General features: G+C 72.1%; 22 protein-coding genes and 1 pseudogene. 13 read left to right on the plus strand and 10 right to left on the minus strand.

Translation table 11 applies throughout. The annotated features are described in order from the left end of the window. Window positions 1-2 precede the first annotated feature (2 nt). The 4 genes from WA640_RS00420 to WA640_RS00435 are packed head-to-tail and all read left to right on the plus strand — an operon-like array spanning window position 3 to window position 3,058. Entirely contained in the window at window positions 3-296 is a 294-nt protein-coding gene (locus WA640_RS00420) for a hypothetical protein (RefSeq protein WP_106362361.1), read from the plus strand. A 25-nt stretch (window positions 297-321) separates the two neighbouring features. Further along, window positions 322-1,287: a hypothetical protein gene (locus WA640_RS00425; protein ID WP_335985577.1), complete on the plus strand. Its 966-nt coding sequence runs from the start codon at window positions 322-324 to the stop codon at window positions 1,285-1,287. Window positions 1,288-1,289: 2 nt separating this feature from the next. After that, window positions 1,290-2,510: a hypothetical protein gene (locus WA640_RS00430; RefSeq protein WP_335985578.1), complete on the plus strand. Its 1,221-nt coding sequence runs from the start codon at window positions 1,290-1,292 to the stop codon at window positions 2,508-2,510. A gap of 38 nt (window positions 2,511-2,548) precedes the next feature. Further along, window positions 2,549-3,058, plus strand: coding sequence for a hypothetical protein (locus tag WA640_RS00435; protein WP_335985579.1), 510 nt, complete (start codon window positions 2,549-2,551; stop codon window positions 3,056-3,058). On the opposite strand, the gene WA640_RS00440 is transcribed toward WA640_RS00435, so the two are convergent. After that, window positions 3,055-4,266 carry an ROK family transcriptional regulator gene (locus tag WA640_RS00440; protein ID WP_335985580.1) on the minus strand — a complete coding sequence of 404 codons (1,212 nt, stop codon included), beginning with the start codon at window positions 4,264-4,266 and terminating at the stop codon, window positions 3,055-3,057. The genes WA640_RS00435 and WA640_RS00440 overlap by 4 nt on opposite strands. A gap of 171 nt (window positions 4,267-4,437) precedes the next feature. On the opposite strand from WA640_RS00440, the gene WA640_RS00445 reads away from it, so the two are divergent. Beyond that, entirely contained in the window at window positions 4,438-4,809 is a 372-nt protein-coding gene (locus WA640_RS00445; protein ID WP_335985581.1) for a hypothetical protein, read from the plus strand. Window positions 4,810-4,817: 8 nt separating this feature from the next. Here WA640_RS00445 and rocD read toward each other — a convergent pair whose 3' ends face one another. After that, window positions 4,818-6,017, minus strand: coding sequence for an ornithine--oxo-acid transaminase (gene rocD, locus WA640_RS00450; protein ID WP_442904665.1), 1,200 nt, complete (start codon window positions 6,015-6,017; stop codon window positions 4,818-4,820). A 42-nt stretch (window positions 6,018-6,059) separates the two neighbouring features. Continuing rightward, entirely contained in the window at window positions 6,060-6,908 is an 849-nt protein-coding gene (locus WA640_RS00455; RefSeq protein WP_442904666.1) for a phosphotransferase, read from the minus strand. A gap of 47 nt (window positions 6,909-6,955) precedes the next feature. On the opposite strand from WA640_RS00455, the gene WA640_RS00460 reads away from it, so the two are divergent. Next, window positions 6,956-8,089, plus strand: a complete 1,134-nt coding sequence (locus WA640_RS00460) for a glutathione S-transferase family protein (protein ID WP_335985584.1) — start codon at window positions 6,956-6,958, stop codon at window positions 8,087-8,089. Here the strand turns inward: WA640_RS00460 and WA640_RS00465 are convergent. Both WA640_RS00465 and WA640_RS00470 read right to left on the minus strand, forming a co-directional pair. Next, entirely contained in the window at window positions 8,086-9,240 is a 1,155-nt protein-coding gene (locus WA640_RS00465) for an alpha/beta hydrolase family protein (protein ID WP_335985585.1), read from the minus strand. The two genes, WA640_RS00460 and WA640_RS00465, sit on opposite strands and share 4 nt — an antisense overlap. A gap of 59 nt (window positions 9,241-9,299) precedes the next feature. Next, a complete protein-coding gene (locus tag WA640_RS00470) occupies window positions 9,300-10,514 on the minus strand; it encodes a low temperature requirement protein A (RefSeq protein ID WP_335985586.1) in 1,215 nt (404 codons plus the stop codon). A 164-nt stretch (window positions 10,515-10,678) separates the two neighbouring features. Here WA640_RS00470 and WA640_RS00475 point away from each other — a divergent pair, with 164 nt between their 5' ends. Then, on the plus strand, window positions 10,679-11,251 hold the full coding sequence (locus tag WA640_RS00475; RefSeq protein ID WP_335985587.1) for a hypothetical protein: 573 nt from the start codon (window positions 10,679-10,681) through the stop codon (window positions 11,249-11,251). Here the strand turns inward: WA640_RS00475 and WA640_RS00480 are convergent. Then, a complete protein-coding gene (locus WA640_RS00480) occupies window positions 11,245-11,739 on the minus strand; it encodes a GNAT family N-acetyltransferase (protein ID WP_335985588.1) in 495 nt (164 codons plus the stop codon). The two genes, WA640_RS00475 and WA640_RS00480, sit on opposite strands and share 7 nt — an antisense overlap. 63 nt (window positions 11,740-11,802) lie before the next feature. Between WA640_RS00480 and WA640_RS00485 the strand changes: the two genes are divergently transcribed. The 3 genes from WA640_RS00485 to WA640_RS00495 all read left to right on the plus strand — a co-directional run bounded on the left by WA640_RS00485 (window position 11,803) and on the right by WA640_RS00495 (window position 15,237). Next, window positions 11,803-12,357, plus strand: a complete 555-nt coding sequence (locus WA640_RS00485; RefSeq protein ID WP_335985589.1) for a TetR/AcrR family transcriptional regulator — start codon at window positions 11,803-11,805, stop codon at window positions 12,355-12,357. A gap of 107 nt (window positions 12,358-12,464) precedes the next feature. Continuing rightward, complete coding sequence (locus WA640_RS00490; RefSeq protein WP_335985590.1) at window positions 12,465-14,234, plus strand: ABC transporter substrate-binding protein; 1,770 nt, start codon at window positions 12,465-12,467, stop codon at window positions 14,232-14,234. Window positions 14,235-14,298: 64 nt separating this feature from the next. Continuing rightward, window positions 14,299-15,237: a cation diffusion facilitator family transporter gene (locus WA640_RS00495; protein ID WP_335985591.1), complete on the plus strand. Its 939-nt coding sequence runs from the start codon at window positions 14,299-14,301 to the stop codon at window positions 15,235-15,237. Window positions 15,238-15,271: 34 nt separating this feature from the next. Here the strand turns inward: WA640_RS00495 and WA640_RS00500 are convergent, their stop codons facing one another. Both WA640_RS00500 and WA640_RS00505 read right to left on the minus strand, forming a co-directional pair. Next, window positions 15,272-15,736 (minus strand): peroxiredoxin, encoded by a 465-nt coding sequence (locus WA640_RS00500; protein ID WP_335985592.1) that lies wholly within the window; start codon window positions 15,734-15,736, stop codon window positions 15,272-15,274. Window positions 15,737-15,796: 60 nt separating this feature from the next. Beyond that, window positions 15,797-16,213, minus strand: a complete 417-nt coding sequence (locus WA640_RS00505; protein ID WP_245888862.1) for a DUF3052 family protein — start codon at window positions 16,211-16,213, stop codon at window positions 15,797-15,799. A 293-nt stretch (window positions 16,214-16,506) separates the two neighbouring features. Here WA640_RS00505 and aceE point away from each other — a divergent pair, with 293 nt between their 5' ends. Continuing rightward, entirely contained in the window at window positions 16,507-19,239 is a 2,733-nt protein-coding gene (aceE, locus tag WA640_RS00510; RefSeq protein ID WP_335985593.1) for a pyruvate dehydrogenase (acetyl-transferring), homodimeric type, read from the plus strand. A gap of 60 nt (window positions 19,240-19,299) precedes the next feature. On the opposite strand, the gene WA640_RS00515 is transcribed toward aceE, so the two are convergent. Together WA640_RS00515 and trxA are read right to left on the minus strand one after the other, a co-directional pair. Continuing rightward, window positions 19,300-20,736: a PDR/VanB family oxidoreductase gene (locus WA640_RS00515; RefSeq protein ID WP_335985594.1), complete on the minus strand. Its 1,437-nt coding sequence runs from the start codon at window positions 20,734-20,736 to the stop codon at window positions 19,300-19,302. 126 nt (window positions 20,737-20,862) lie between these two features. Further along, entirely contained in the window at window positions 20,863-21,234 is a 372-nt protein-coding gene (trxA, locus tag WA640_RS00520) for a thioredoxin (protein ID WP_106362343.1), read from the minus strand. 117 nt (window positions 21,235-21,351) lie between these two features. Here trxA and WA640_RS00525 point away from each other — a divergent pair, with 117 nt between their 5' ends. Both WA640_RS00525 and WA640_RS00530 read left to right on the plus strand, forming a co-directional pair. Next, complete coding sequence (locus WA640_RS00525) at window positions 21,352-22,521, plus strand: PucR family transcriptional regulator (protein WP_106362342.1); 1,170 nt, start codon at window positions 21,352-21,354, stop codon at window positions 22,519-22,521. A 93-nt stretch (window positions 22,522-22,614) separates the two neighbouring features. Then, a pseudogene (locus WA640_RS00530) lies at window positions 22,615-23,508 on the plus strand (ACP S-malonyltransferase); the annotation flags it as partial. Window positions 23,509-23,518 lie beyond the last annotated feature (10 nt).

The following is a 23,518-nucleotide window of genomic DNA, read 5'->3' on the forward strand; positions in this document are numbered from 1 at the left end:
CCATGACGAAGATCGACCCCGCCGCGCTGCGGCAGCTGGGCGCCGACATCCAGGCGAACGTGACGCCGACGCTGGAGGAGGCCAACGAGATCCTCCCGAACCTGCGGAGCATCGACCAGACGCTGTACACCTCGGTCGCGCCGTCCCTGGCGATGGTCTACACGACCGCGGTGAGCTACATGAACGAGATGGTCCAGGGCGCGGCCGAGTGCTTCCAGGCCATGAACGAGAACCTCGACGGCTGCGCGACCTCCTGGGAGGACGCCGATCAGGCCTGCGCCTCCGACTTCAACTGACTCCCGAACCGCAAAGGAACGCGCAATGTCAATCGGCGCACCAGATCCCAAGAGCTTCCAGGGCATGATGGACCTGTTCGCGGTCGTGGCGCCGGCAGCGGCCGTCGAGATCGTGCTGCCCGCCTTCACGTTCGGTCCCTCGTGCACGCAGATCGCCCGCATCGTCTACATGAACCAGTGCAACCCCGGCCAGCTCATGATGGTCGGCGCGTACTGGTTCCAGCTGGCCGAGAAGTACATCACCGCGGGCAAGGGCCTCGACGAAGAGGTGTCCGCAATGGACTCCGAGGCGTGGCAGGGCGACGACTGCGACGCCTTCCACGAGCAGTCGGGGAAGGTGAGCACGCAGCTGTTCACGATCGCGGCGTTCGCGATCGAGGTCGGCGTGGGCCTGTTCACCATCGCGGCGCTCCTCGCCGTCATGGTCACCGCGTACGCGGCGCTCGCGACCTGCCTCATGGCGATGGCGGTGGTGTACTGGCCGCTCCAGGCTGTCCCGTTCACCGCCCCGGCCGCCGCGGCGGTGCGGACGGCGGCGATGTCGATCGCCGCGATGGGGCTGGGGGTGCTCCAGTCGCTCGACGGGGCGCTGAAGGTGGTGGGCAACTCGATCGCCGCGGCCATCGGCGGGGGCATGACCGTGTCGTGGACCGTCCTCGCCTCCCAGGGGAACGTCGTCAACCCCCTGGAGATGGTGGGCCCCACCGCGTTCAACATGATCCAGGGCCTCGCCCAGCTGGGCCTGCGCAACGCCGCCGCGCCGTCGGGCGGGCGCCACGTCGCGGGCGGCCTCGGGCACCTGTTCGTGGGCGGCCAGGGCGCTTACAACCTCGGGCTGAACGCCAACGACATCGCCGGGGACGGCGACGTCAACGGCGCCGAGGACCCGCGCTCGAAGTACGGGCTCGACCCGGGCAACCTCGACTTCATCCCCGCGATCGACCCGCCCGAGTGGGCCGACGACGACGCGCCCGACTGGGGCGGGAAGTAGCCGTGGCCTTCGCACTGGCCGCCGCGGCACTGCTCCTGGCCTGGCCGGTGCTCCCCGGGCTGCGGCGCCTCGGCCCGTTCAAGGTGTTCCCTCCGTTCCGCGCATGGGCGGTGCGGCCGCATCCCGATGCGGCCGTGGAGGTCCGGACCGGGCGGCGGCTCGATGCGCGCACGAGCGCGACCGACGCGGTCGTGGTGGTGCGCACCGCCTGGCGCAACCAGGACTCGCGCGAGGCCCGGCCCTCGCTGCGCGCTTCCCGGCCGCTCGTGCCGGTGGTCAGCGTCGACGGCGTTCCGGCCTCGTGGGGCTGGGGCGCGACGGAACTGACGCTCACGCCGGGGACGCATCTCGTCGCCGTCGCGGGCGGGCACTCGCGCTGCTACCGGCAGGTGGCGCTCGCGGCGGGCGAGCGGCTCGAACTCGACTACGCGGGCGTCCTCGGCGACACCGCCGACCGGTTCGCCCTCCCCGGGGAACTGCGGGACCCCGTGTCGTTCAAGGAACGCCGCCGTCCCGGACCGGTGGCGCTGTACTACCTCCTGCTGCTCGGCGGCGTCGCCGCCGCGGCCGCGCTCACCTGGACCGCCCTCGCGAGCCCCGGCCTCCTCGCCGCGGCCCCGGCCGCCGCGATCACGGTCGGGCTCGGCATCGGGGCCGCAGCCATCGTTGCGGCGCTGCGGAAGCAGGCGCGACTGCGCCGCGTCGCGGTCGCCGCTCCCCCGGCCGCCGACGACGAACCGGTGGTCCTCGACGCCGACGAACCCGCCCGTATGGCCCCCGCCCCCGGCTGGGCCGGACTCGGCCTGCACCTGCGCCACACCCTGGACCGCTACCCGCCCGAGGCCGTCGCGGCCCTCGCGGGCGGGAAGCCGAACCCGTTGCAGCGCTGGCGGACCGTGCGCATCGGCGAACCCGCGGCCCCCGAATGCCGCCCCTGGGTACCCGCCCCCGAAGTCCTCCTCGACGGCGAGCCCGTCGCCACAGGCTGGACCCGCACCTGGACCCAGCTCGCCCCCGGTGACCACGACCTCGTCGTGCGAATCCCGCAGCACCCCACCCAGACCGGCCCGGCCACCACTGTCGACCTGACACGCGCCGAACACCGCACCCGCTTCCACGCCGCCCCCGGCGAGACCACTGCGATCGCCCTGCACGCCACGGTCACCGCGATCCCCTCGCCGAATGGCCCGCACCTCGCGTCGTATTCGGTCGCACTGCACTAGCGCGGTCTCGATTCGCACACGTGTGCTTGAATACCGCAGTGCATGGAGAGAAACTCGGAGGGACCATCGGGTCCATCGGCGGCCTGGTCTTCGTCCTCGTGAACGCGGGCGGGCTTCCCGGGGTACTGCCGCAGGTCGCCAGGATCGCCGGAGTGGCCGCGTTCGCGGTGGCGATGTGGGTCGTGATGCGGCGGCCAAACCCCGGGGGCGAGCCGCCGACGCAGGCGGCGCTGCGGACCTACTGGATCGCCGTGGCCGCCGAAGTCGTGGCGATCATCTTGGGCGCCAACGTGATCAACCGGGTGTTCGAGCGGCCGGAGCTGACCGTGTGCTGGGTGGTCCTCGTGGTGGGCGTGCACTTCCTGCCGTTCGCGAAGGCGTTCGACGCGCCCGTGTTCACGCCGCTCGCGTGGAGCCTCATCGGCCTCGCCGTCGCCGGCGGGGCGCTCACGCTCGCGACGACGGCGACCGCCGCCGCGGCGACCGCGGTCATCGCCGGGTTCGTGCTGCTCGGGTTCTCCTCGCTCGGGTCGCTCCGCAAGAGCTAGAGCGCGGGCAGGACTCTGGTGGTCACCAGGCCCACGTCCCTCATGAAGCGCTCCAAGGCGATCGCGGCGATCCCCTCCATGCCGTGCCTGCCCACCAGCTCGATCTCCAGGTCCTCCGCGGCGGACCCGGGGGCGTCGGCGCGGATGCGGCCCCAGACGATCGGCATCACCCGCTCGCGGCAGGCCGGGAAGTCCGGCCAGCCTGTCAGCGCGATGACCTCGGGGTTGAGGACCGCGACGAGGTCGGTGAGCGCCGCGCCGAGGTAGTGGGCGGTGCGGTCGAGCGCCGCGACCGCGACCGGGTCGCCCGCCTCGGCCGCATCCGTGAACGCGTGCAGGAACACGTACCCGTCGGGCCCGTCGAGGAGCGGATGGCCCGGATCGAGCTCGGCGACGGTCTGCCGCATCCCCAGGGCCCCGATGTACGCCTCGACGCATCCCTTTCGGCCGCACTGGCACAGGCGGCCGTCGAAGACCAGGAGGCTGTGGCCCCACTCGCCCGCCGAGTCGGTGGCCCCGCGCACGACCGCGCCGTCCTGGACGATCCCCGCGCCCACCCCGTAGCCGAGGCTCACGGTCACGATGTTCCCGGACCGGCGCCCGGCCCCCAGCCACAGCTCCGCCGTGGCGATGGCCTTGAGCGGGTTGTCGACCACCACGGGCAGGCCGAGGCGGTCGCGCAGCCGGTCGAGGTGCAGCCAGATCCCGCCGGGCGTCGGCGCGGACTTGACGGGCCGCTGCATCCCGCCGGGGAGGAGCACGCCGACGCCGAGGAGGTCCCCGCGTTCGGCTCCGGCCCGTTCGAGCGCGGTGTCGAGGATGCGCACGATCCAGTCGATGACGTCGTCGGCCTCCTCGACCGGCGTCTCGGCGCTGGCGTTCACCGTGGCGAGGCGGCCCAGGGCCGCGTCGAACACGGTCGCCTCCAGGTACTTGTCCTCCACGTACACCCCGGCGACGCGGCCCCGGTCCGCGTTGAACCGCAGGCCGGTCGTGGGCCGCCCGATGCCGTTGCCGATGAGGCCGGTCTCGGCGGCGATGCCGTACTTGAGGAGGTCGCCGACGACGGTGGAGACCGTGGCGGGGCTGAGGCCGGTGGCCTCGGCGAGCTCGTTGCGGGTGGTCTCGCCCGCGGCGAGGAGCGCGCGCACGACGATGAGGCGCGACTCGCTGCGGATGTCGCGGGACGTCCGCCTGGCGACGGCCATGGGCACTCCGGGGACTCGGTTCGCGGTGACGGGGAATCCTAGCAAGCCGGTCGGCCGCCCGGGGGCGCTCGTCGACTCGGACGGGGGACGCCACTTGGGGGCGGACCGGGCGGACGCGGTACAAATAGGGGGAGCGGATCAACCGTCAGGTGGGGGGAAGCGAGCACACCAATGCACGGCATCGGCGATTTCAGAGACCTCTTCGGCGACGACCGGTACCGGACCCCGGTGCGCCCCACGTACGCCACGCCCGTCCTCGGCGACGGTGAGGCCGGACGCGAAGCGCCCCTTGGGGACCCGCAGACGCGGGCGCGGCGCATCGCCGCCGCGGCGGCGGCCGTGTGGAACCACGAGGGGGTGCAGCTGGGCGGCTCGGACTACGCGCACCCGGTGGACCGGTCGTGGGCCATGGAGGCCACCGGGCCGGTGGTCGCGGACCTGCTCGCCGTCCTCAAGGAGCACGGCTGCGACGTGGACGACGAGCGGATCCAGGACGCCGCGGGCGCGATCGCGATCCTCGCGGCCCGCAGCTCCGACGCCTAGGACGAGCCCTAGCCCTCGATCGCCCGCTTGAGGATCGCGATGCCGCGGTCGATCTCCTCGGGCTCGATCACGAGGGGCGGCGCGATGCGCACGGTCTTCTCGTGGGTCTCCTTGCACAGCAGGCCGAGCCGCGCGGCCCGCTCGCACACCTCGCGGGCGCTGGGACCGCCGTCGGCGAGGTCGACGCCCGCCCACAGCCCGCACACCCGCACCGCGTCCACCGCGGACGGGTCGAGGGTCGCGAGCGCCTCTTCGAGGTGCTTGCCGAGGTCGCGGGCGCGGGCCTGCCACTCGCCGGTGGCGAGCATGGCGACGACCTCCGCACCGACCGCGGCGGCGACCGGGTTGCCGCCGAACGTGGAGCCGTGGGTGCCGGGCGTGAACACGTCCATCACCTCGCGGTCGGCCGCGACCGCGGAGACCGGGACGACCCCGCCGCCGAGGGCCTTCCCGAGCAGGTACACGTCGGGCACGACGTCCTCCCTGTCGCAGGCGAACGTGTGGCCGGTGCGGGCCAGGCCCGACTGGATCTCGTCGGCGATCATCAGGACGTTGCTCTGGTCGCAGGCCGCGCGCACGGCGCGCAGGTAGCCCGCGGGCGGGACGATGACGCCCGCTTCCCCTTGCACCGGCTCGATGAGCACCGCGGCCGTGTCGGGACCGATCGCGGCGTGCAGGGCGTCGATGTCCCCGTAGGGGATCGAGTCGAACCCGGGCGTGAACGGCCCGAAGCCCTCGCGCGAGCCGGGGTCGGAGGAGAAGCCGACGATCGTGGTGGTGCGGCCGTGGAAGTTCCCGTCGAAGACCACGATCCGGGCCCTGTGCGCGGGGATGCCCTTCTTCGTGTAGCCCCATTTGCGGGCGGCCTTGATCGCGGTCTCGACCGCCTCGGCGCCGGTGTTCATCGGCAGGACCGCGTCTTTGCCGCACAGCTCCGCGAGGCCCGCGAGGAACGGCCCGAGCGCGTCGGTGCGGAACGCTCGCGAGGCGAGGGTGAGCCGGTCGAGCTGGGCCTTCGCCGCGGCGATGAGCCGCGGGTGCCGGTGCCCGAAGTTGACCGCCGAGTACGCGGCGAGCCAGTCGAGGTACCGGTTCCCGTCGGTGTCGGTCACCCACGCCCCCTCGCCTTCGGCGAGGACCACCGGCAGCGGGTGGTAGTTGTGCGCGCCGTAGCGGTCTTCGAGCGCGGTCGGGTCGGTCGCTTCCATGTGCTCCCCTTCGGTCGTCACGCCGGGTCTAGCCTATTGCCGTCAGGTCGCGAGGAGGCGCTCCAGCGCCGCGTCGCCCGCGGGCAGCCACGTCGGCTTGCCCCAGTGCCTGCCCTCGACGCCCGCGCGCCCGATGTGCTGGAGCCCGACGGCGCGGCGCAGGGCCCAGCCGCGGGAGCGGCGGACCGTCGCCTCGTCGGCCTCGTAGTGGTCGAAGAACGCGAGGGGGTCGGGGAGGAGCAGCCAGGCCGCGCACAGGTCGGTGGCCGGGTCGCCGGTGCAGATGTCGCCGAAGTCGATGACGCCGGTGAGGGCGCCGCCCGCGGTGACGACGTTCGCGGGGTGCAGGTCGGCGTGGAGCCACACGGGCGGGCCGTCCCACTCGGGGGCCGCGAGGGCGTCGTCCCAGACCGCTTGCAGCGCAGGTTCGTCGAACTCCATCGTGAACGTCTTGAGCGGCACGCCGCGGTCCGTGGCGACCGCGGCCTCCTCCGGGGCGGGCCGGTGGAGCGCGGTGAGGAACGCCCCGAGCACGGCGGCCGAGGCAGGGTCGGTGACGGGCGCGAAGTCGGCGGGGGTGCCCTCGACCCAGGTGGTGACGATCCAGTTCTTCGGGAACGCCTCGGTCGGCGTGCCGAGGTACTCGGGGACCGGCACGGGCAGCGGCAGGAGCGGCGCGAGGCCAGGGAGCCAGCGGTGCTCGCGCTCGATGAGCCCGGGGGCGTCCTCGGTGCGCGGCAGGCGCAGCGCGAGGTCCGCGCCGAGGCGCCACATGCGGCAGCCCCAGCCGCCGTCGACGAGCCGCAGCTCCAGGCTGGCGAGGTCGGGGCGCTGGTCGTGCAGCAGCGAGCGGACGGTGGCCTCGTCGGTCGTCAAGTCGTCCAAGGCGATCCCTTTCTGCGGAGTCCCGCCGAGCCTACTTGCGTAGGCTGGGTGCCATGGGAGAGCAGCACGAGCCGACCAAGGGCACGGAGTATTCGACCGCGGGCGCGTACGTCACCGGCGGCGAGTTCAAGCGGGACGCCAACTACATCGAGGACCGGATCGTCGCCGACGTCGACGCGGCGCTGGCCGCGCCCGTGGAGGCGGCCTCGCCGATCGGGGACCCGCGGATCGCCGGGCTCACCGAGGGCGCCGCGGCGTGGCCGGTCGAGCCGGGCCGGTACCGGCTCGTGGCGGCGCGGGCGTGCCCGTGGGCGCACCGCTCGATCATCGTGCGCCGGCTCCTGGGCCTGGAGGACGCGATCTCCCTCGCCACGCCGGGCCCGGTCCACGACGTGCGGTCGTGGACGTTCGACCTGAACCCGGACGGCCGGGACCCGGTGCTCGGCACCGAGCGGCTCCAGGAGCACTACTTCAAGCGCTTCCCGGACTACCCGCGCGGCATCACCGTGCCCGCGATCGTCGACGTCCCCTCGGGGCAGGTCGTCACCAACAACTACCCGCAGATCACGTTCGACCTGTCGACCCAGTGGCGCGCGTTCCACCGCGAGGGCGCCCCGGACCTGGTGCCCGCGGGGCTCGTCGCGGACATGCTGCCGGTGGTCAAGCGGGTCTTCACGGAGGTCAACAACGGCGTGTACCGGGCCGGGTTCGCCGGTTCGCAGCGCGCGTACGAGCTGGCCTACCAGCGGCTGTTCGCGGCGCTCGACTGGCTGGAGGACCGGCTCGCGGCGAGCCGGTACCTCATGGGCGCGCACATCACGGAGGCCGACGTGCGGCTGTTCACGACGCTCGTGCGGTTCGACCCGGTGTACCACGGGCACTTCAAGTGCAACCGGAACAAGCTCACCGAGATGCCGAACCTGTGGGCGTACGCGCGGGACCTGTTCCAGACGCCCGGGTTCGGCGACACCGTGGACTTCGACCAGATCAAGCGGCACTACTACGTCGTGCACGAGGACATCAACCCGACGCAGGTGGTCCCGGCCGGGCCGGACCTCGCGAACTGGCTCTCGGAGCACGGCCGCGAGCGACTCGGCGGCTCGCCGTTCGGCGAGGGCACCGCGCCGGGCCCGGTGTCGGCGGCCGAACGGCCGCCGGGGGCGAACCCGCTCTACAGCGCCCCCTAAGACAGCGACGCGAGGTAGGCCTGGAGCTCCGCGGCGTACTTCGCGGGGTCCTCGTTCCAGGTCGCGGTGTGGCCGGACGCGGACTCGACGAGCGTCGCGTCCTCCAGCATGCCCGCGAAGTCGAGGGTCGCGGTGTGCTCCACGGTCTGGTCGGCGGTGTCGACGAACAGAAGCACCGGCATGTCGAACTCGTCGGCGAAGTTCCGCTGGTCGAGGTCGTGCAGGCTGATGTCGGCGCGGAACTCCACGACCCGCTTGGCGGCCCACGTGATCGGGTCGATGACGTTCCGGTCGGCGGCCTGCATGTCGAGCGTGGTGTTCCAGTCGACGCACGGGGAGTCGAGGACGAGGCCCTTGATCACGGACGGGTCCTCGATCTTGCGCGCGGCCATGGCGACGGTCGAGCCGCCCATGGAGACGCCGTGGAGGACGACGTCTTTCGCGCCGTTGGCGAGCGCGTAGTCGATCGCGGCGATGACGTCGTCGGCCTCGTACTCGCCGAGGCTCATGAGCCCGTTCTCGGCGGCGGGCGCGCCCTCGTCGTTGCGGTAGGTCACGTCGAGCACGGGGTAGCCCAGGCCGTGGTAGACCTCGGTGGAGCGCAGCAGCTCCTCGCGGGTGGCGTTGCGGCCGTGGACGCCGATCACCCACGTGTCGCCGTCGGCCGGGACGAGCCACGCGGGGGCGTCGCCGAGGCCGGTCGGGATCTGGACCTCCTCGAACGCGAGGCCGAGCGCGGTCTGCGGGTCGCCGCGGTAGCCGTACATGTCCATGCGGACCTTGAGGCCCTCGGCGAGGTCGCCGGAGAGGACGTTCTGGAGCGTGCGGGTGACGGTGCCGTCGTCCTCGGAGACGATGTCGCCGACGACCGCGTGCCCGCCGTCCCAGGCGAGGCCCCACACGCCGCCCTTCTCGGAGGCCTCGTCGCGGGTGATCGTCACCGTGGTCTCGTCGAAGGCCTCGACGGTGAGCGAGTACTCCGAGGGCGAGTGGTCGGGCACGAGGACCTCGTTCGAGAAGTACCACCCGGCGCCGCCGAGCCCTGCGACCGCGAGCACGAGCACCACCCCCAAGGCGATGAACGTACCGCGCAGCCACTTGCGGCGCTTCCGGACCGGGGTTTCGGGAGTGTCGGTGTCGGTGGCGGTCACGTCGGGTCCTCGGGGCTCGAAGGGCGGTGGTCGCTCGATCCTAATGCGCCCCCGCCCGCTCAGGCCGCCTCGGCCTCCTCGGCGGCGGTGAGGCGGTGCTGCTCGACGACGCCGTAGACGACCAGGCCCGTGAGGGCCAGCGCGGTGACGACGGCCGCGCCCTGGATCGTGATCGCCGGGGCGAGCAGGGCCGCGCCGATCGCGACGGCGGCGGCCGCGAACTTGGCGGCGGTGTGGCCCGCGGCCATGCCGTGCTCGCTGACGGTCTCGATGAGGAGCGTGACGAGCAGGAGGATCGCGACCGCGACCGCGGGGATGAGGGCGACGGCGCGGTCGCCGAGGTGCACGTGCTCGGGGTCGGTGATGCGGACAACCGCGAGGGCGATCCCGGCGCCGAGGGCGGCGACGGACGCGAACACGAGGTAGTGGGCGTACGCCCACACGTAGACTGTGCGCGGGCCGCGGTCGAACGCGTGGCCGCCGCTGAAGTCGAAGTAGATCCACCACAGGGCGAACACGGTGACCAGGCCCGCGGCGGCGAGCGTGAGGAGCGGCGCGGTGTCGAAGTCGAGGCCGGAGTCGACGGCGCCGGAGACGGCGATCGTGGCGGCCGAGACGGCCTCGCCGAGGACGATGATCGTGAACAGGCCGTAGCGTTCGCGGATGTGGCCCCAGTGGCCGCCGAGGCGCGGGTCCCAGCGGGCGATGACGGGGACGGCGAGGTCGAGCGCGAACCACACGAGCCATGCTTCGACGCGCAGGTCCATGGGCACCAGGAGGAACGCGACCCAGCCGAGCTGCACGAAACTGGTCCACACCATCATCTTCAGCGCGAGCGGGCGCATCGCCGGGTCGCCGGTGCGGTAGACGCGGCCCCACTGCGCGACGTACGCCAGGCGCATGACCACGTAGGACACGACGAAGATGCGGAAGTCGAGGTGCGCGGCCTGCGGCACGCCCGCGGCGAGGCCGAGGGACCCGGCGATCATGACCATCATGAGCAGCCGGTAGGGCACGTCGTCGGTGTCGAAGAAGTTCGCGAACCACGTGAACGAGACCCAGATCCACCAGATCGCGGCGAACGCGAACGCGTACCCGAGGAGCCCCTCACCGACGTGTCCTTCGGCGGCGGCGTGCTCGAACTGGAGCGCCGCCTGCGCGACCGCGACGACGAACGCGAGGTCGAAGAACAGCTCCAGCCAGGTCGCCTGCCGGTGCCCCTCGGTGTGGTCGCGGGTCGCGATCGGTACCCGCCAGCGCTTGGCCTCCACCATGGCCCGTCCTCCCTCTCGCCTCACGCGGTCAGCGCACAGTATCGCCCGCGCGCCCCGGGCCCCTCCCCCCGGCGGCCGAAATCGGGGCGCCGCTCCGCCGCCGGAAGGGGCCCGGGCGTGGGATGATGAGGTCGGCCCTCCCCTCAACCCCTTGAGGACTCCGCATGCCCGGCTCCGAGGTAGAGCAAGTCACCGACCGTCCCCACTGGCGCGACGCGGTGCGCACCGCCGCGGGCGCGGCGCTCGCGTCCGGGGCCGTGGCCGCCGCGGCCGGGAGCACGAGCAACAGCTGGCCGCTCGCGCTCATCGCCGCGGCCGGGTTCCTGGCCTGGCCCCTGACGCGCCTGCGGAACCTCGCCAAGCGCCAGCCCGTGGCCGAGTTCGACCGGCAGGGCGTGCGGCTCTACCCGCAGACCTCTCAGCGCAACCGCTCCCTGAGCCCCATCGTGGAGCTGCCGTGGTCGGAGGTCAAGGGGATCCACTTGTGGCGCAAGCGGACCGGCCTGTACTGGACCACGATGGTCGGGGTCGAGACGGTCCGCGCCGACCACGCTCCGGGCGACACCGACCGGCGCGGCGTGCCGCCGCACGTGACCAGCGCGCTCGCGCGCCGCTCGGTCCCGTTCAGCGCCTCGGGCCGCGGCCGCCTCCAGGCCGCCGCGTCGCGGTTCTTCCGGGCCCGGATCACCGACGCCAGAAGCGCGCCGGCGACGGGACAGCGCCGGAAGGTCTACTGAGGCTTCAGCTCCAGGACCCAGTCCTGCCCGGTGAGGTCGTGGCCGAAGCGGTGGAACGGCTCCTCCTTGTCGAGCGTGAACCCCTGGGCCTGGTAGATGCGGCGGGCCGAGGCGAGCACGTCGACGGTCCACAGGACCACCCGCTCGTACCCGGCCCCGCGCGCGAAGTCGAGGCACTCCCCCACCAGGCGCGCGCCGAGGCCGAGGCCGCGGGCGGAGGGGTCGACGTAGAGGATGCGGAGGCGGGCCGTGCCCGGGGCGCCGTCGTCCACGAGGGCGACGCTCCCGGCGCGCTCCCCGTCGACCTCGGCGATCCAGGCGGCCTCGCGGTCGGGGTCGAGGTCGGCGAAGCCCGCCACGATCTTCGCGACCATCGCCTCGTACCCGTTCGACCAGCCGAGGGCCTCGGCGTAGTGCTCCCCCTGGGACTTGACGATCCAGCCCAGGTCGCCGGGGCGGTCGGCCGGGCGCAGTTCGGTGTGGGCCATGGCGGGGTCCTCCAGACTCGCGATCGAGTGAAACACTCGTTTCAGTGGCTTTATGCTAGACCCGTGACCCTGGACCGCACCAGCCCCTCCGCCCGCCGGACCGAACTGCTCGAAGCCGCGTACGCGTACGTGCTCGCGCACGGCCTCTCCGACATGTCGCTGCGCCCGCTCGCGGCGGCGGTCGGCTCCAGCCCGCGCGTGCTGCTGTTCCTGTTCGGCAGCAAGGACGGCCTCATCCGCGAGCTGCTGGCCCGCGCCCGCGCCGACGAGCTGGCGCTCCTGGGCCGCCTCGACGAGCCCGCGGGGCTCGCGGCGGCCGTCGAGCGCCTGTGGGACTGGCTCGCCGACCCCGAGCACCGGCCGATGCTGCGGCTGTGGACCGAGGCGTACACGCGCTCGCTCGTGGAGCCCGACGGCGCCTGGGCGGGCTTCGCGAAGGCCACCGTGGACGACTGGCTCGCGGTCCTCGCCGCGTGCGAGCCGGGTGCGGACGAGGCGGACCTGACGCTCGCGCTCGCGGTCCTGCGCGGCTCGCTCATCGACCTCATCGCGACCGGCGACGAGGAGCGGACCGGCCGGGGCGTCCGGCGGCACGTCGAGCGGCTGGCCCGGATGTGAGATACACGAGTATTCCTATCGTTTAAGTTGACATTCCTTGAGGGTGGCGATAGCGTTCGGGACGTGCCATAGTGCACATCCCCCCATACCATCCGAAAGGCCCTCCAATGCCTGAGACCGAGGCGCCGACCCGCGGCGCTTTGACGACGTCCTTCGCCGCGGTCGCGGCCGCCCTCACCCTGGCGGTCGCGGGCTGCGGCGGCGGCGGCGAGGCGGACGCGACCGGCGTCGGCTTCGAGGACTGCATCACCGAGCCGACCACCTGCAACTCCGGGGAGCGCGCCGACGGCGGCGACCTCGTGTGGGCCGTCGACGGCAAGTGGGAGGCGTGGGGCCAGGCCGACATCTACGGCTCCAGCCTCGCCACCTCGATCATCAACCAGCCCCTGCGGCCCACGGTGTTCTCGTTCGACCAGGACGGCGTGATCCACTACAACGACGGCATCTACGCCGAGGCACCCGAGCTCCTCGCCGAAGCGCCCCTCACCGTGGCCTACCACCTCAAGCCCGAGGCGACCTGGGGCGACGGCGTCCCGATCGGCATCGACGACTTCGTCTGGCACTGGAAGGCCACCTCCGGCGACGAGGCGCAGTGCCAGGGCTGCACGCCCGCGAGCAGCTACGGCTCCACCGTCGCCTCCATCGAGGAGGCCGAGGACAACACCGTCGTCGTGACCTACGTGGACGGCTACCTCGACTCCGAGTGGTACTCCGCGGGCGTCATCACGCACCCCGCGCACATCGCCGAGGCCCGCGGCCACGCCGAATGGCGCACCGACCCGGCCGTCATGGCCGCGTCCGTCGCCGACTTCTCCGAGAACCCGCCGCTCGACTACAGCGCCGGGCCCTTCAAGATGACCGAAGGGGTGCTCGGCGAGTACGCGAAGTACGTGCCGAACCCGGAGTGGACCGGCTCGCAGCAGTCCACGCTCGACTCGTTGACGCTCAAGTACATCGGCAGCGCCGACGCGATGGCGACCGAGCTGCGCCAGGGCACCATCGACGGCGCCGCGCCCTCCAGCTTCGACCCCGAGGTCCTCGACCAGCTCGCCTCCGAGGAGAGCATCAAGTACAGCGTCGCGCCCCAGTCCGGCTGGTCCCACATCGATGCGAACCTGAAGAACCCGTTCCTGTCCGACAAGGCTCTGCGCGAGGCGATCTTCACCGCGATCGACGCCGACGACGTCAACCAGCGGGCCTACGGCGCCGCGTACGCCGACATCGAGACCATGCAGAACGTGCTCTTCCGGCCCGACTCGGAGTACTGGACCGACCAGCTCGACGGCTCCACCCTGGGCTCGGGCGACATCGACGCCGCCCGCGGCGTCCTCGAAGCCGCCGGGTACACCTGGCAGGACGAGCAGCTCCTCACGCCCGCAGGCGAACCCGTGACATTGCGGTACCGCACCGGCATCGAGGGCAACGCGTTCACCCCGATCATCCAGGACCTCGTCATCACCTACCTGGCCGAGATCGGCATCGAGCTCCAGGTGGACCCGATCCCCAACGGCGAGCTCAGCTCCGTCCTCGACGAGGGCGACTGGGACCTCATCCAGTTCTCCTGGATCGAGACCCCGCTGTTCGCCGCCTCCGCGGCCGACTACTGGGGCGAGGGCAACCACACCGGGTTCCAGGACGACCGGGTCGACGCGATCGTCGACGAGCTCGCGACCACCATGGACCGCGACCGCGCCGCCGAGCTGAACAACGAGGCCGCGCAGATCTCCCTCGACGAGGCCGTGCAGCTCCCGCTCGCGTGGACGCCCGCGCTCGTCATGGTGGACAAGGACGTCGTGAACGTCCGCGACAACTGGGCGACGACCATGCGCGTGTTCTCCAACGTCGGCGAGTGGGGCTTCATCGACGAGGACGCCTAGCGGAACGTCCCCGGCGGGCCCGATCCGGGCCCGCCGGGGACGTTCCCTCGCATAGGCTTCCGGAGTGAGCGATGCGAGCGCAGTGAAGTCCGAGAGCGTCCTGACCGTCCTCGTGGCGGGCCTGATGAACCTCGCCATCGCCGTCGCGAAGCTCGTCGCCGGCATCCTCTCGGGCTCGGCGGCGATGGTCTCGGAGGCCGCGCACTCCGCGGCCGACACGGTCACCGAGATCATGCTGTACATCGCGCTGCGCAACAGCGCCAAGCGGCCCGACGAGGCGCACCCCTTCGGCTACGGCTCGACCGCGTACATGTGGGCGGCGCTCGCGGCGGCGTTCACGTTCGTCGCGGGCGGCCTGTTCTCGATCACCCACGGCTTCCACTCGATGAACTCGGGCGGCGAGGCCGACTTCCTGGTGTCCTACATCGTCCTGGCGATCTCGTTCGTGCTGGAGGCGGTCTCGTTCGGGCGCACCATCGTGCAGCTGCGCAGCGAGTCGGCCGCGTGGGACGTGCGACCGCGCCGGTTCCTGAAGTACACGCCCGACACGTCGCTGAAGGCGGTGTTCCTGGAGGACGCCGCGGCGCTCATCGGCCTGCTGCTGGCCGCGGGCGGCCTCGCGCTCACGGAGGTCACGGGCGACCCGCGGTACGACGGCGGCGCGTCGGTCCTCATCGGACTGCTGCTGCTCGTGGTCGCGGTGCTCCTGGGCCACGCGAACCTCTCGCTCCTCATCGGCCGCAGCCTCCCGCCGCGGTTCCGCGAGGCCGTGCGCCGAGAGCTGGAGTCGGGCGAGGAGATCACGGCCGTGCAGGAGCTGCTGACGCTCCAGCTCGGCCCGACCTCGGTCCTCGTGGCGGCCCGCATCGACTACCGCGACGGCGCCGACGGCGCCCACATCGAGGCGACGAGCCGCGCCGTCGAGGCGCGGCTGCGCGAGAAGTACCCGATGGTCACGTACGTCTTCCTGAGCCCGTGGGGCGACGCTCCGGTGGACCGCTGACGGGCGCACCGGGACCGGTGCGCCCGCGCGTCGGCTAGCCCTGGAGGTCGGCGAGGGCCTTCTGCCACAGGGACTGGTCGCGGGCCTCGCCGGGCATGTTCATCTCCGAGAAGCGGACGACGCCGTCCTTGTCGATGACGAAGGTGCCGCGGTTGGCCATGCCCTTCTCGTCGTTGAAGACGCCGTAGGCCTGGGCGACGGCGCCGTGGGGCCAGAAGTCGCTCAGGAGCGGGAACTCGAAGCCCTCGCGCTGCGCCCACACCTTGTGCGCGAACGGGGAGTCGACGGAGACGGAGAGGACCTGCACGTCGTCGGACTGGTAGGCGTCGAGGTTGTCGCGGATGCCGCACAGCTCGCCCTCGCACACGCCGGTGAACGCGAACGGGTAGAAGACGAGGAGGACGTGCTTCCGGCCGTGGAAGTCCGCGAGCGAGACCTCCTGGTTGTTCTGGTCCTTCAGGGTGAAGGCGGGGGCCGCGGTTCCGGGTTCGATGGGCATGCGCGCTCCTTGCGACGGGCCCTCGCGAGGGAGGGCCTGCGGGTGTTGTCGCGCTGAACGTTAGCGGCGGGCGACGACCATCCGCGACGCGACCCAGTCCGGGGAGGCGTTGAGCGTCTTGGTGGACTTCAGGCCCGCGAGCGCCGCGGACTCCTCGATGTCGGCGGGGTCGATGTGCCCGGGGCGCCCGGCCTTGGGGGTCAGCAGCCACACCACGCCGTCGTCGGCGAGGGGGTCGCGGGCGTCGAGGAGGAGGTCGACGAGGTCGCCGTCCTCGACGCGGCACCACAGGAGGACGGCGCCGACGATCTCGTCGGAGTCCTCGTCGAGGAGTTCGCCGACGGCCTCGATCACGGCCGTCCGCAGCGCGGCGTCGACGTCGGTGTCGAAGCCGATCTCCATGACCGCCTCGACGCCGTCGAGCCCCAGCCGCTGCACCACGCTCGACACGTCCACCGGGCTGCTCGAAGCGTTCACCTTGTCCCCTCCAGAGGTCGGTTGCCAGAGCGCTCGCTCTGTGAACCACAGCATATGGAGTAGAGCATATTCGGTGGGGCATATGGCCGACTCGCGCGCCCGTTCGCGAACCTTCCTCGGCAAACGGTCGCACGTCCGGGGCCTGCGCGTGCGCAGAGTGTGGGCACCGTCGCATCAACCCGGGTGGGCGGCCGAGCGTCGCGGTAGATTCGGGGGAAGATGGTAGCGAACGACGACACTCTGCTGCCTGAAGAAACCCTGCAAAGCCGCAGTCTTAGAACGAGGGATCGCCCGTGACCACGGAACAGAACCGGCCGCCCATCAGTGACGGATTGCCGACCCAAGTACCGGACACTGACCCCGGGGAGACCAGCGAGTGGCTGGAATCCCTCGACGGCCTCCTCGACGCCGGCGGGCGCACCCGTGCCCGCTACGTCATGCAGCGGCTGCTCGAACACGCCCGCAAGCGCCAGATCGGCGTCCCGGCGTCGACGAGCACCGACTATGTGAACACCATCCCTGTGGAGGCCGAGCCGCACTACCCCGGCGACGAGGCCGTCGAGCACCGCATCCGCGCGTTCGTGCGCTGGAACGCGGCGATGACCGTCCACCGCGCGCAGCGTCCCGGCATCGGCGTCGGCGGCCACATCTCGACGTACGCTTCCGCCGCGAACCTGTACGAGGTCGGCTACAACCACTTCTTCCGCGGCCGCGGCCACGCGGGCGGCGGCGACCAGATCTTCTTCCAGGGCCACGCCTCCCCCGGCATGTACGCCCGGTCCTTCGTGGAGGGACGCCTGACCGAGGACGACCTCGACGGCTTCCGCCAGGAGGTGTCGCGCCCGCAGGGCGGCCTGCCCTCCTACCCGCACCCCCGCCTCATCCCCGACTACTGGCAGTTCCCGACCGTGTCGATGGGCCTGGGCCCGATCAACGCGATCTACCAGGCGCTGTTCAACCGCTACATGGACGACCGCGGCATCAAGGACACCAAGCAGCAGCAGGTGTGGGCGTTCCTCGGCGACGGCGAGATGGACGAGGTCGAGTCCCGCGGCGCGCTCCAGTTCGCGGCGGGCGCCGAGCTCGACAACCTCACGTTCGTCGTCAACTGCAACCTCCAGCGCCTCGACGGCCCGGTGCGCGGCAACGGCAAGATCGTGCAGGAGCTGGAGTCGTACTTCCGCGGCGCCGGCTGGAACGTCATCAAGGTGATGTGGGGCCGCGAGTGGGACCCGCTGCTGGCGGCCGACCACGACGGCGCGCTGGTGAACCTCATGAACACCACGCCCGACGGCGACTTCCAGACGTTCAAGGCCGAGTCCGGCGCGTTCATCCGCGAGCACTTCTTCGGGCGCGACACGCGCACGAAGGCGATGGCGCAGCCGATGACCGACGACGAGATCTGGGACCTGCGCCGCGGCGGCCACGACGACCGGAAGATCTACGCCGCGTACAAGGCCGCGATGGAGCACGAGGGCCAGCCGACGGTGATCCTCGCGCACACCGTCAAGGGCTACAAGCTCGGCTCGACCTTCGAGGGCCGCAACGCGACCCACCAGATGAAGAAGCTCTCGCTCGACGACCTCAAGGGCTTCCGCGACGCCCTGGAGATGCCGGTCACCGACGAGCAGCTCGAAGCGAGCCCGTACCTGCCGCCGTACATCAAGCCGGAGGAGGGCTCGGCCGAGCACGAGTACCTCCAGGAGCGCCGCCGCGCGCTCGGCGGGTCGATCCCCTCGCGCCGCAACACGGTCATCCCGCTCTCGCTCCCCGGCGAGGACGCGTACAAGTCCGCGAAGCGCGGCTCGGGCAAGCAGAAGGCCGCCACGACGATGGCGCTGGTGCGCCTGCTCAAGGACCTCATGCGGGACAAGGAGACCGGCAAGCGCTGGGTCCCGATCATCCCCGACGAGGCCCGCACGTTCGGCATGGACGCGATGTTCCCGACGGCGAAGATCTACTCCCCGCACGGGCAGCAGTACCTGTCGGTGGACCGGGACCTGTTCCTGTCCTACAAGGAGTCCGAGCAGGGCCAGCTCCTGCACGTGGGCATCAACGAGGCCGGTTCGGTCGCGGCGTTCACCGCGGCGGGCACCTCCGGGGACACCCTCGGCGAGCCGATGATCCCGTTCTACATCTTCTACTCGATGTTCGGGTTCCAGCGGACCGCCGACGCGATCTGGGCCGCCTCGGACCAGCTCGCGAACGGGTTCCTCATCGGCGCCACGGCCGGGCGGACCACGCTCAACGGCGAGGGCCTCCAGCACGAGGACGGGCACTCGCTGCTCATCGCCCACACGAACCCTGCGGTCGTCTCGTACGACCCGTCGTACGGGTACGAGATCGGGCACATCATGCAGGACGGCCTGAAGCGCATGTACGCCGACGGCGAGCACGTCTTCTACTACCTGACGGTGTACAACGAACCGATCGTGCAGCCCGCCGAGCCCGAGGACGTGGACGTGGAGGGCATCCTCCGCGGCATCCACAAGGTCGCGTCCTCGGACGTGCAGGGGCCGCGAGTACAGCTGCTGACCTCCGGTTCGGCGATGTCGTGGGCCCGCAAGGCCGCCGACCTCCTCGCCGAGGACTGGGGCGTGGCCGCCGACGTGTGGTCGGTGACGTCCTGGTCGGAGCTCAACCGCGACGCGATCGAGGCCGAGCGGCACAACCTGCGCCATCCGGAGGCCGACAAGAAGGTCCCGTACGTGACGGAGAAGCTCTCGGGCTCCGACGGCCCGTTCGTGGCCGTCAGCGACTACCAGCGGGCGGTCCCGGACCTCATCAGCCGGTGGGTGCCGGGCGACTACACCTCGCTGGGCACGGACGGCTTCGGCCACTCCGACACCCGCGGGGCGCTGCGCCGCCACTTCAACGTGGACGCCGAGTCCGTGGCCGTCGCGGCCCTCCAGCAGCTCGCCGCCCGCGGCGAGGTCAAGCCGGAGCTCGCGGCGCAGGCGGCGGCGAAGTACCAGATCACCGACCCGACGGCCGCCGAGGCCGGCGAGGCGGGCGGCGACTCCTAAGCCGCAATGGCATCGGAAGGGCCGCAGGCGGATCGCCTGCGGCCCTTCGTCATGCGTCGGCTAGGCGTCCACCACGAGCCTGCCGCGGGCGCGGCCGACGCAGGGGTAGAACAGGACCGCCCCGTCGGGCGCCAGCGCGCCGGGGACGCGCCCGGGGTGTTCGGGGCTGCCCTCGACGACGCGGAGGCGGCACGTGCCGCACACGCCGTTCTCGCAGCTGGAGGGGACCTCGACGCCCGCGCCGACGAGCGCGGCGAGCGCGGTCCGGTCCGTCCCGACGGTGATCTCGACGCCGCTGCGCTTGGCGAACAGCGGGAACGGGGCGGGCCCGGCGGGGGCGGCGAACTTCTCGGTGTGCAGCTCCAGCTGCGGGGCAACGCGGCGGACGGTGTCGGCGAGGGCGTCCATCAAAGGGACGGGCCCGCACGCGTACACGCCGGTGGTGGCGGGGAGTCCGGCGAGTTCGGCGACGTAGTCGGGGCGCCCGTACTTGGTGGTCGGGTAGAGGACGACGTTGCCGGGCCAGGTGGTGGCGAGCTGGTCGGCGAAGGCCATCGTGGAGCGGTCGCGGCCGGTGTAGACCAGGCGCCACGGGAGCCGCGAGCGCTCGACCTGGAGGATCATCGGCATGATCGGAGTGATGCCGATGCCTCCGGCGATGAACAGGTACCCGGAGTGGAGGCCGAGCGGGAACTGGTTGCGGGGCGGGGAGATCCGGATGCGGTCGCCTTCGCGGAGGCGGTGGGCCTCGCGGGAGCCGCCGCGCCCGGCGTCCTCGCGCAGGACCGCGATCCGGTAGAGGAGGCGGTCTCCGGCGTAGGAGCACAGCGAGTAGTGGCGGACGGTCCCGGAGGGGAGTTCGACCTCCAGGTGGGCGCCGGGCTCGAACGGCGGGAGGAGGCGGCCGGTGAGGCCGACGAGCTCGATGGCGTGGACCTTCGCGGCGACGGGGACGACGCGGCGCACGCGCACCCCGATGCGGCCGTCCGCGACGGGCTGTTCGGCGCGCAGCCGCCCGATGCGGCCCCAGGGGCGCAGGTAGGAGACGGCGACGGCGAAGCCCAGACTGATCGTCCCGAGGGCGGTCCCGGCGGTCAGGGCCGCCTGGTCCGCGCCGGTCCCGGCCCCGGCGGCGAGGGCGGTGAGGCTGGGCCGCAGGACCGCGAGGCCCCCGGCGATGACGCCGACCGCGGCGGCGAGCTTCGCAGTCGTCCACCAGTGGCGCAGGAGCCCGCCGGAGGCGGCGAGGACGAGGCCGGTGCCGAGGACGGCGAAGCTGATCGCGCCGGTGCCGAGGCCGTTGAACATCCCGGCGACGGCCCAGGCCGCGTCGGCGGTGCCGGGCGCTGGGGAGAGGAGGACCCAGACGCAGAGGGCGAGCACGAACGCCATGTAGGCGAGCCAGACGACCGAGAGGACGACGTGGCTCGCGGTGAGGGCCCGGCGCGCCGCGGCGCCGAGCAGGGGGCGGGTATCGGGGGTGGTGTCGGCCGGCACTGCGTGCCTCCTCGGGAGGTGACCCTGCTGCTGTCCCCAACCGAAGCTCAACGTAGCACGCAAAATGGACGGACAAAAGAGGGCGAGCGCGTCCGAAACGCGCTCGCCCTCAATCGGTCTCCGGGATTAGGCCTCCTCGGCCTCCTCCTTCTCGATCTCGGCGCGGACGGCGTCCATGTCGAGCTCCTTGACCTTGCCGATGATCTCCTCCAGCGCGGCCGGCGGCAGCGCGCCCGGCTGGCTGTAGAGGAGGATGCCGTCGCGGAACGCCATGAGGGTGGGGATCGACTGGATCCCGGCCTCGGCGGACAGCTGCTGCTGGTCCTCGGTGTCGATCTTCCCGAAGACGACGTCGGGGTGCTGCTCGCTGGACGCCTCGAAGGTCGGAGCGAACATCTTGCACGGCCCGCACCAGTCGGCCCACCAGTCGACCAGCACGATGCCGTTGCCGGTGACGGTCTCCTCGAAGTTGTCCTTGGTCAGTTCAACGGTGGCCATAGGACCGCCTCTCTGTCTCGGGTGATTTCGTCCTCTCCCGGGCAACAGTAGTGGCGCCGGTGGTATTCCGTCCGACGTCGGTGCGCGGCGCGCGCCACGTCTGGCAGGCTATAGGGCATGGACCTGGCCACGACCATTCAGAACATCGAACGCTCCTCGTCGGCGCTGACGACCCAGTCGCTCACCCGGATGGACGAACGCCTCCCCTGGTTCCGCGACCTCCCCGCCGAGCAGCGCTCGATGGTGACCCTGGTGGCCCAGGCCGGCGTCCGTCAGTTCCTGGAGTGGCTGCGCTCCTCCGGCGACGACCTCGGCACCTCCGACATGGTGTTCGAGGCCGCGCCGCTCGAACTCGCGCGCGCCATCTCCCTCCAGCACACCGTCGCCCTCATCCAGGTCGTCATCGACGTCGTCGAAGAGCAGGTCCCCCAGCTCGCCGCCGACGGCGAGGACGACCAGCTGCGCGAGTCGGTGCTGCGCTTCAGCCGCGAGATCGCGTTCGCGGCCGCCCGCGTGTACGCCCGCGCCGCCGAGACCCGCGGCGCGTGGGACGCCCGCCTCCAGGCGATGCTCGTCGACGCGCTCCTGCGCGGCGACAACCCCGACGAGCTCATCAGCCGCGCCGCCGCGCTCGGCTGGTCCGAGACCCAGACGATCACCGTCGTCTGCGGCGCCACCCCCGGCGGCGAGGCCACGCTCGTCCTCCACTCGGTGCAGCGGGCCGCCCGGCGGCTCGGGCTCGACATCCTCGCGGGCGTCCACGGCGCCCGCCTCGTGCTCCTCCTCGGCGGCGTCGCCGAACCCGTCGAGATCGTCGAGAAGCTCACCGGGCAGTTCGGCGAGGGCCCGATCGTCGTGGGCCCCACCGTGACCGGCCTCGCCGACGCGTCCGCGTCGGCGCTCGCGGCCGTCGCCGGGCACCGCGCCGCCCCCGCCTGGCCCGACGCGCCCCGCCCCGTCACCGCGACCCAGCTGCTCCCCGAGCGGGCCATCGCCGGGGACGAGGCCGCCCGCCGGGGCCTGCGCGAAGGCGTGTTCATGACGCTGCGCCGCGCCGGGGGCGAGCTGCTGGAGACCATGGACGCGTTCATCTCCTCCGGCGGCGTCCTCGAAGGCACCGCGCGCGAGCTGTACGTGCACCCGAACACCGTCCGGTACCGCCTCCGCCGCATCCAGGAGGTGACCGGTTTCTCCCCCACCGATCCGCATGAGGCGTTCGTGCTCCGTGTGGGGTTGACCATAGGCCGCCTGGAGAACTCCCCGGCGACCCGGCGTCCTCGCAGTTGACAACGAGTGTTGTAGATTCCCTACAAGAACCGACCGGGCTTTCAGTCCTCTGAGTGCTCCCGGATCCCATGCCGCCGATGCGAAAGTTCTAGTGTGCTTGCCATTCTCGCCCCTGGGCAGGGCTCCCAGAAGCCCGGGTTCCTGACACCGTGGATCGAGGCCGACCCCGCCGCCGCGGCGAAGCTCCGCGACTGGTCGGACCTCATCGGCCTCGACCTCGTGCGCCTCGGCACCGAGGCCGACCAGGCCGAGATCACCGACACCGCCAACACGCAGCCGCTGCTGGTCGCCGCCGGACTGATCGCCGCCGAATCCCTCCCGCTCGACGTGTTCGACGCCGTCGCCGGGCACTCCGTCGGCGAGCTCACCGCGCTCGCCATCGCCGGGGTCCTCACCCCCGAGGCCGCCGTCCGCCTCGCCGCCGTCCGCGGCCGCGAGATGGCCGCCGCGTGCAGCATCGAGCCGACCACCATGGCCGCCGTCCTCGGCGGCGTCGAGGAGGAAGTCCTCGACCGCATCGAGGCCGCGGGCGCCTGGCCCGCGAACCGCAACGGCGCCGGGCAGATCGTCGCCGCCGGCCCCGTCGCCGCCATCGAGAAGCTCACCGCGAGCCCGCCCGAGAAGGCCCGGGTCATCGCCCTCAAGGTCGCCGGGGCGTTCCACACCCCGCACATGGCGCCCGCGCAGGAGGCCCTCGAAGCGCTCGCCGCCGAGATCCCCACCGCCGACCCGGTCCGCACCCTCCTGTCGAACCGCGACGGCAGGCCCGTGACCTCCGGCGCCGCCGCCTTGCAGCAACTGGTGGCCCAGGTCACCTCACCCGTCCGATGGGACGCCTGCATGAGTACGCTTGGAGAACTGGGCGTCACGGCGGTCGTGGAACTGCCGCCGGCGGGCACGCTCACCGGGCTGGCCAAGCGGGCGCTCACGGGCGTGGAACGACTCAACGTCAACACCCCCGCAGACCTCGCGGCCGCCGCCGCCCTCGCAGGGAACG

The sequence above is a fragment of the Glycomyces sp. MUSA5-2 genome (genome assembly GCF_037034145.1).
In the GTDB taxonomy this organism is placed as follows: Bacteria; Actinomycetota; Actinomycetes; order Mycobacteriales; family Micromonosporaceae; genus Glycomyces; species Glycomyces artemisiae.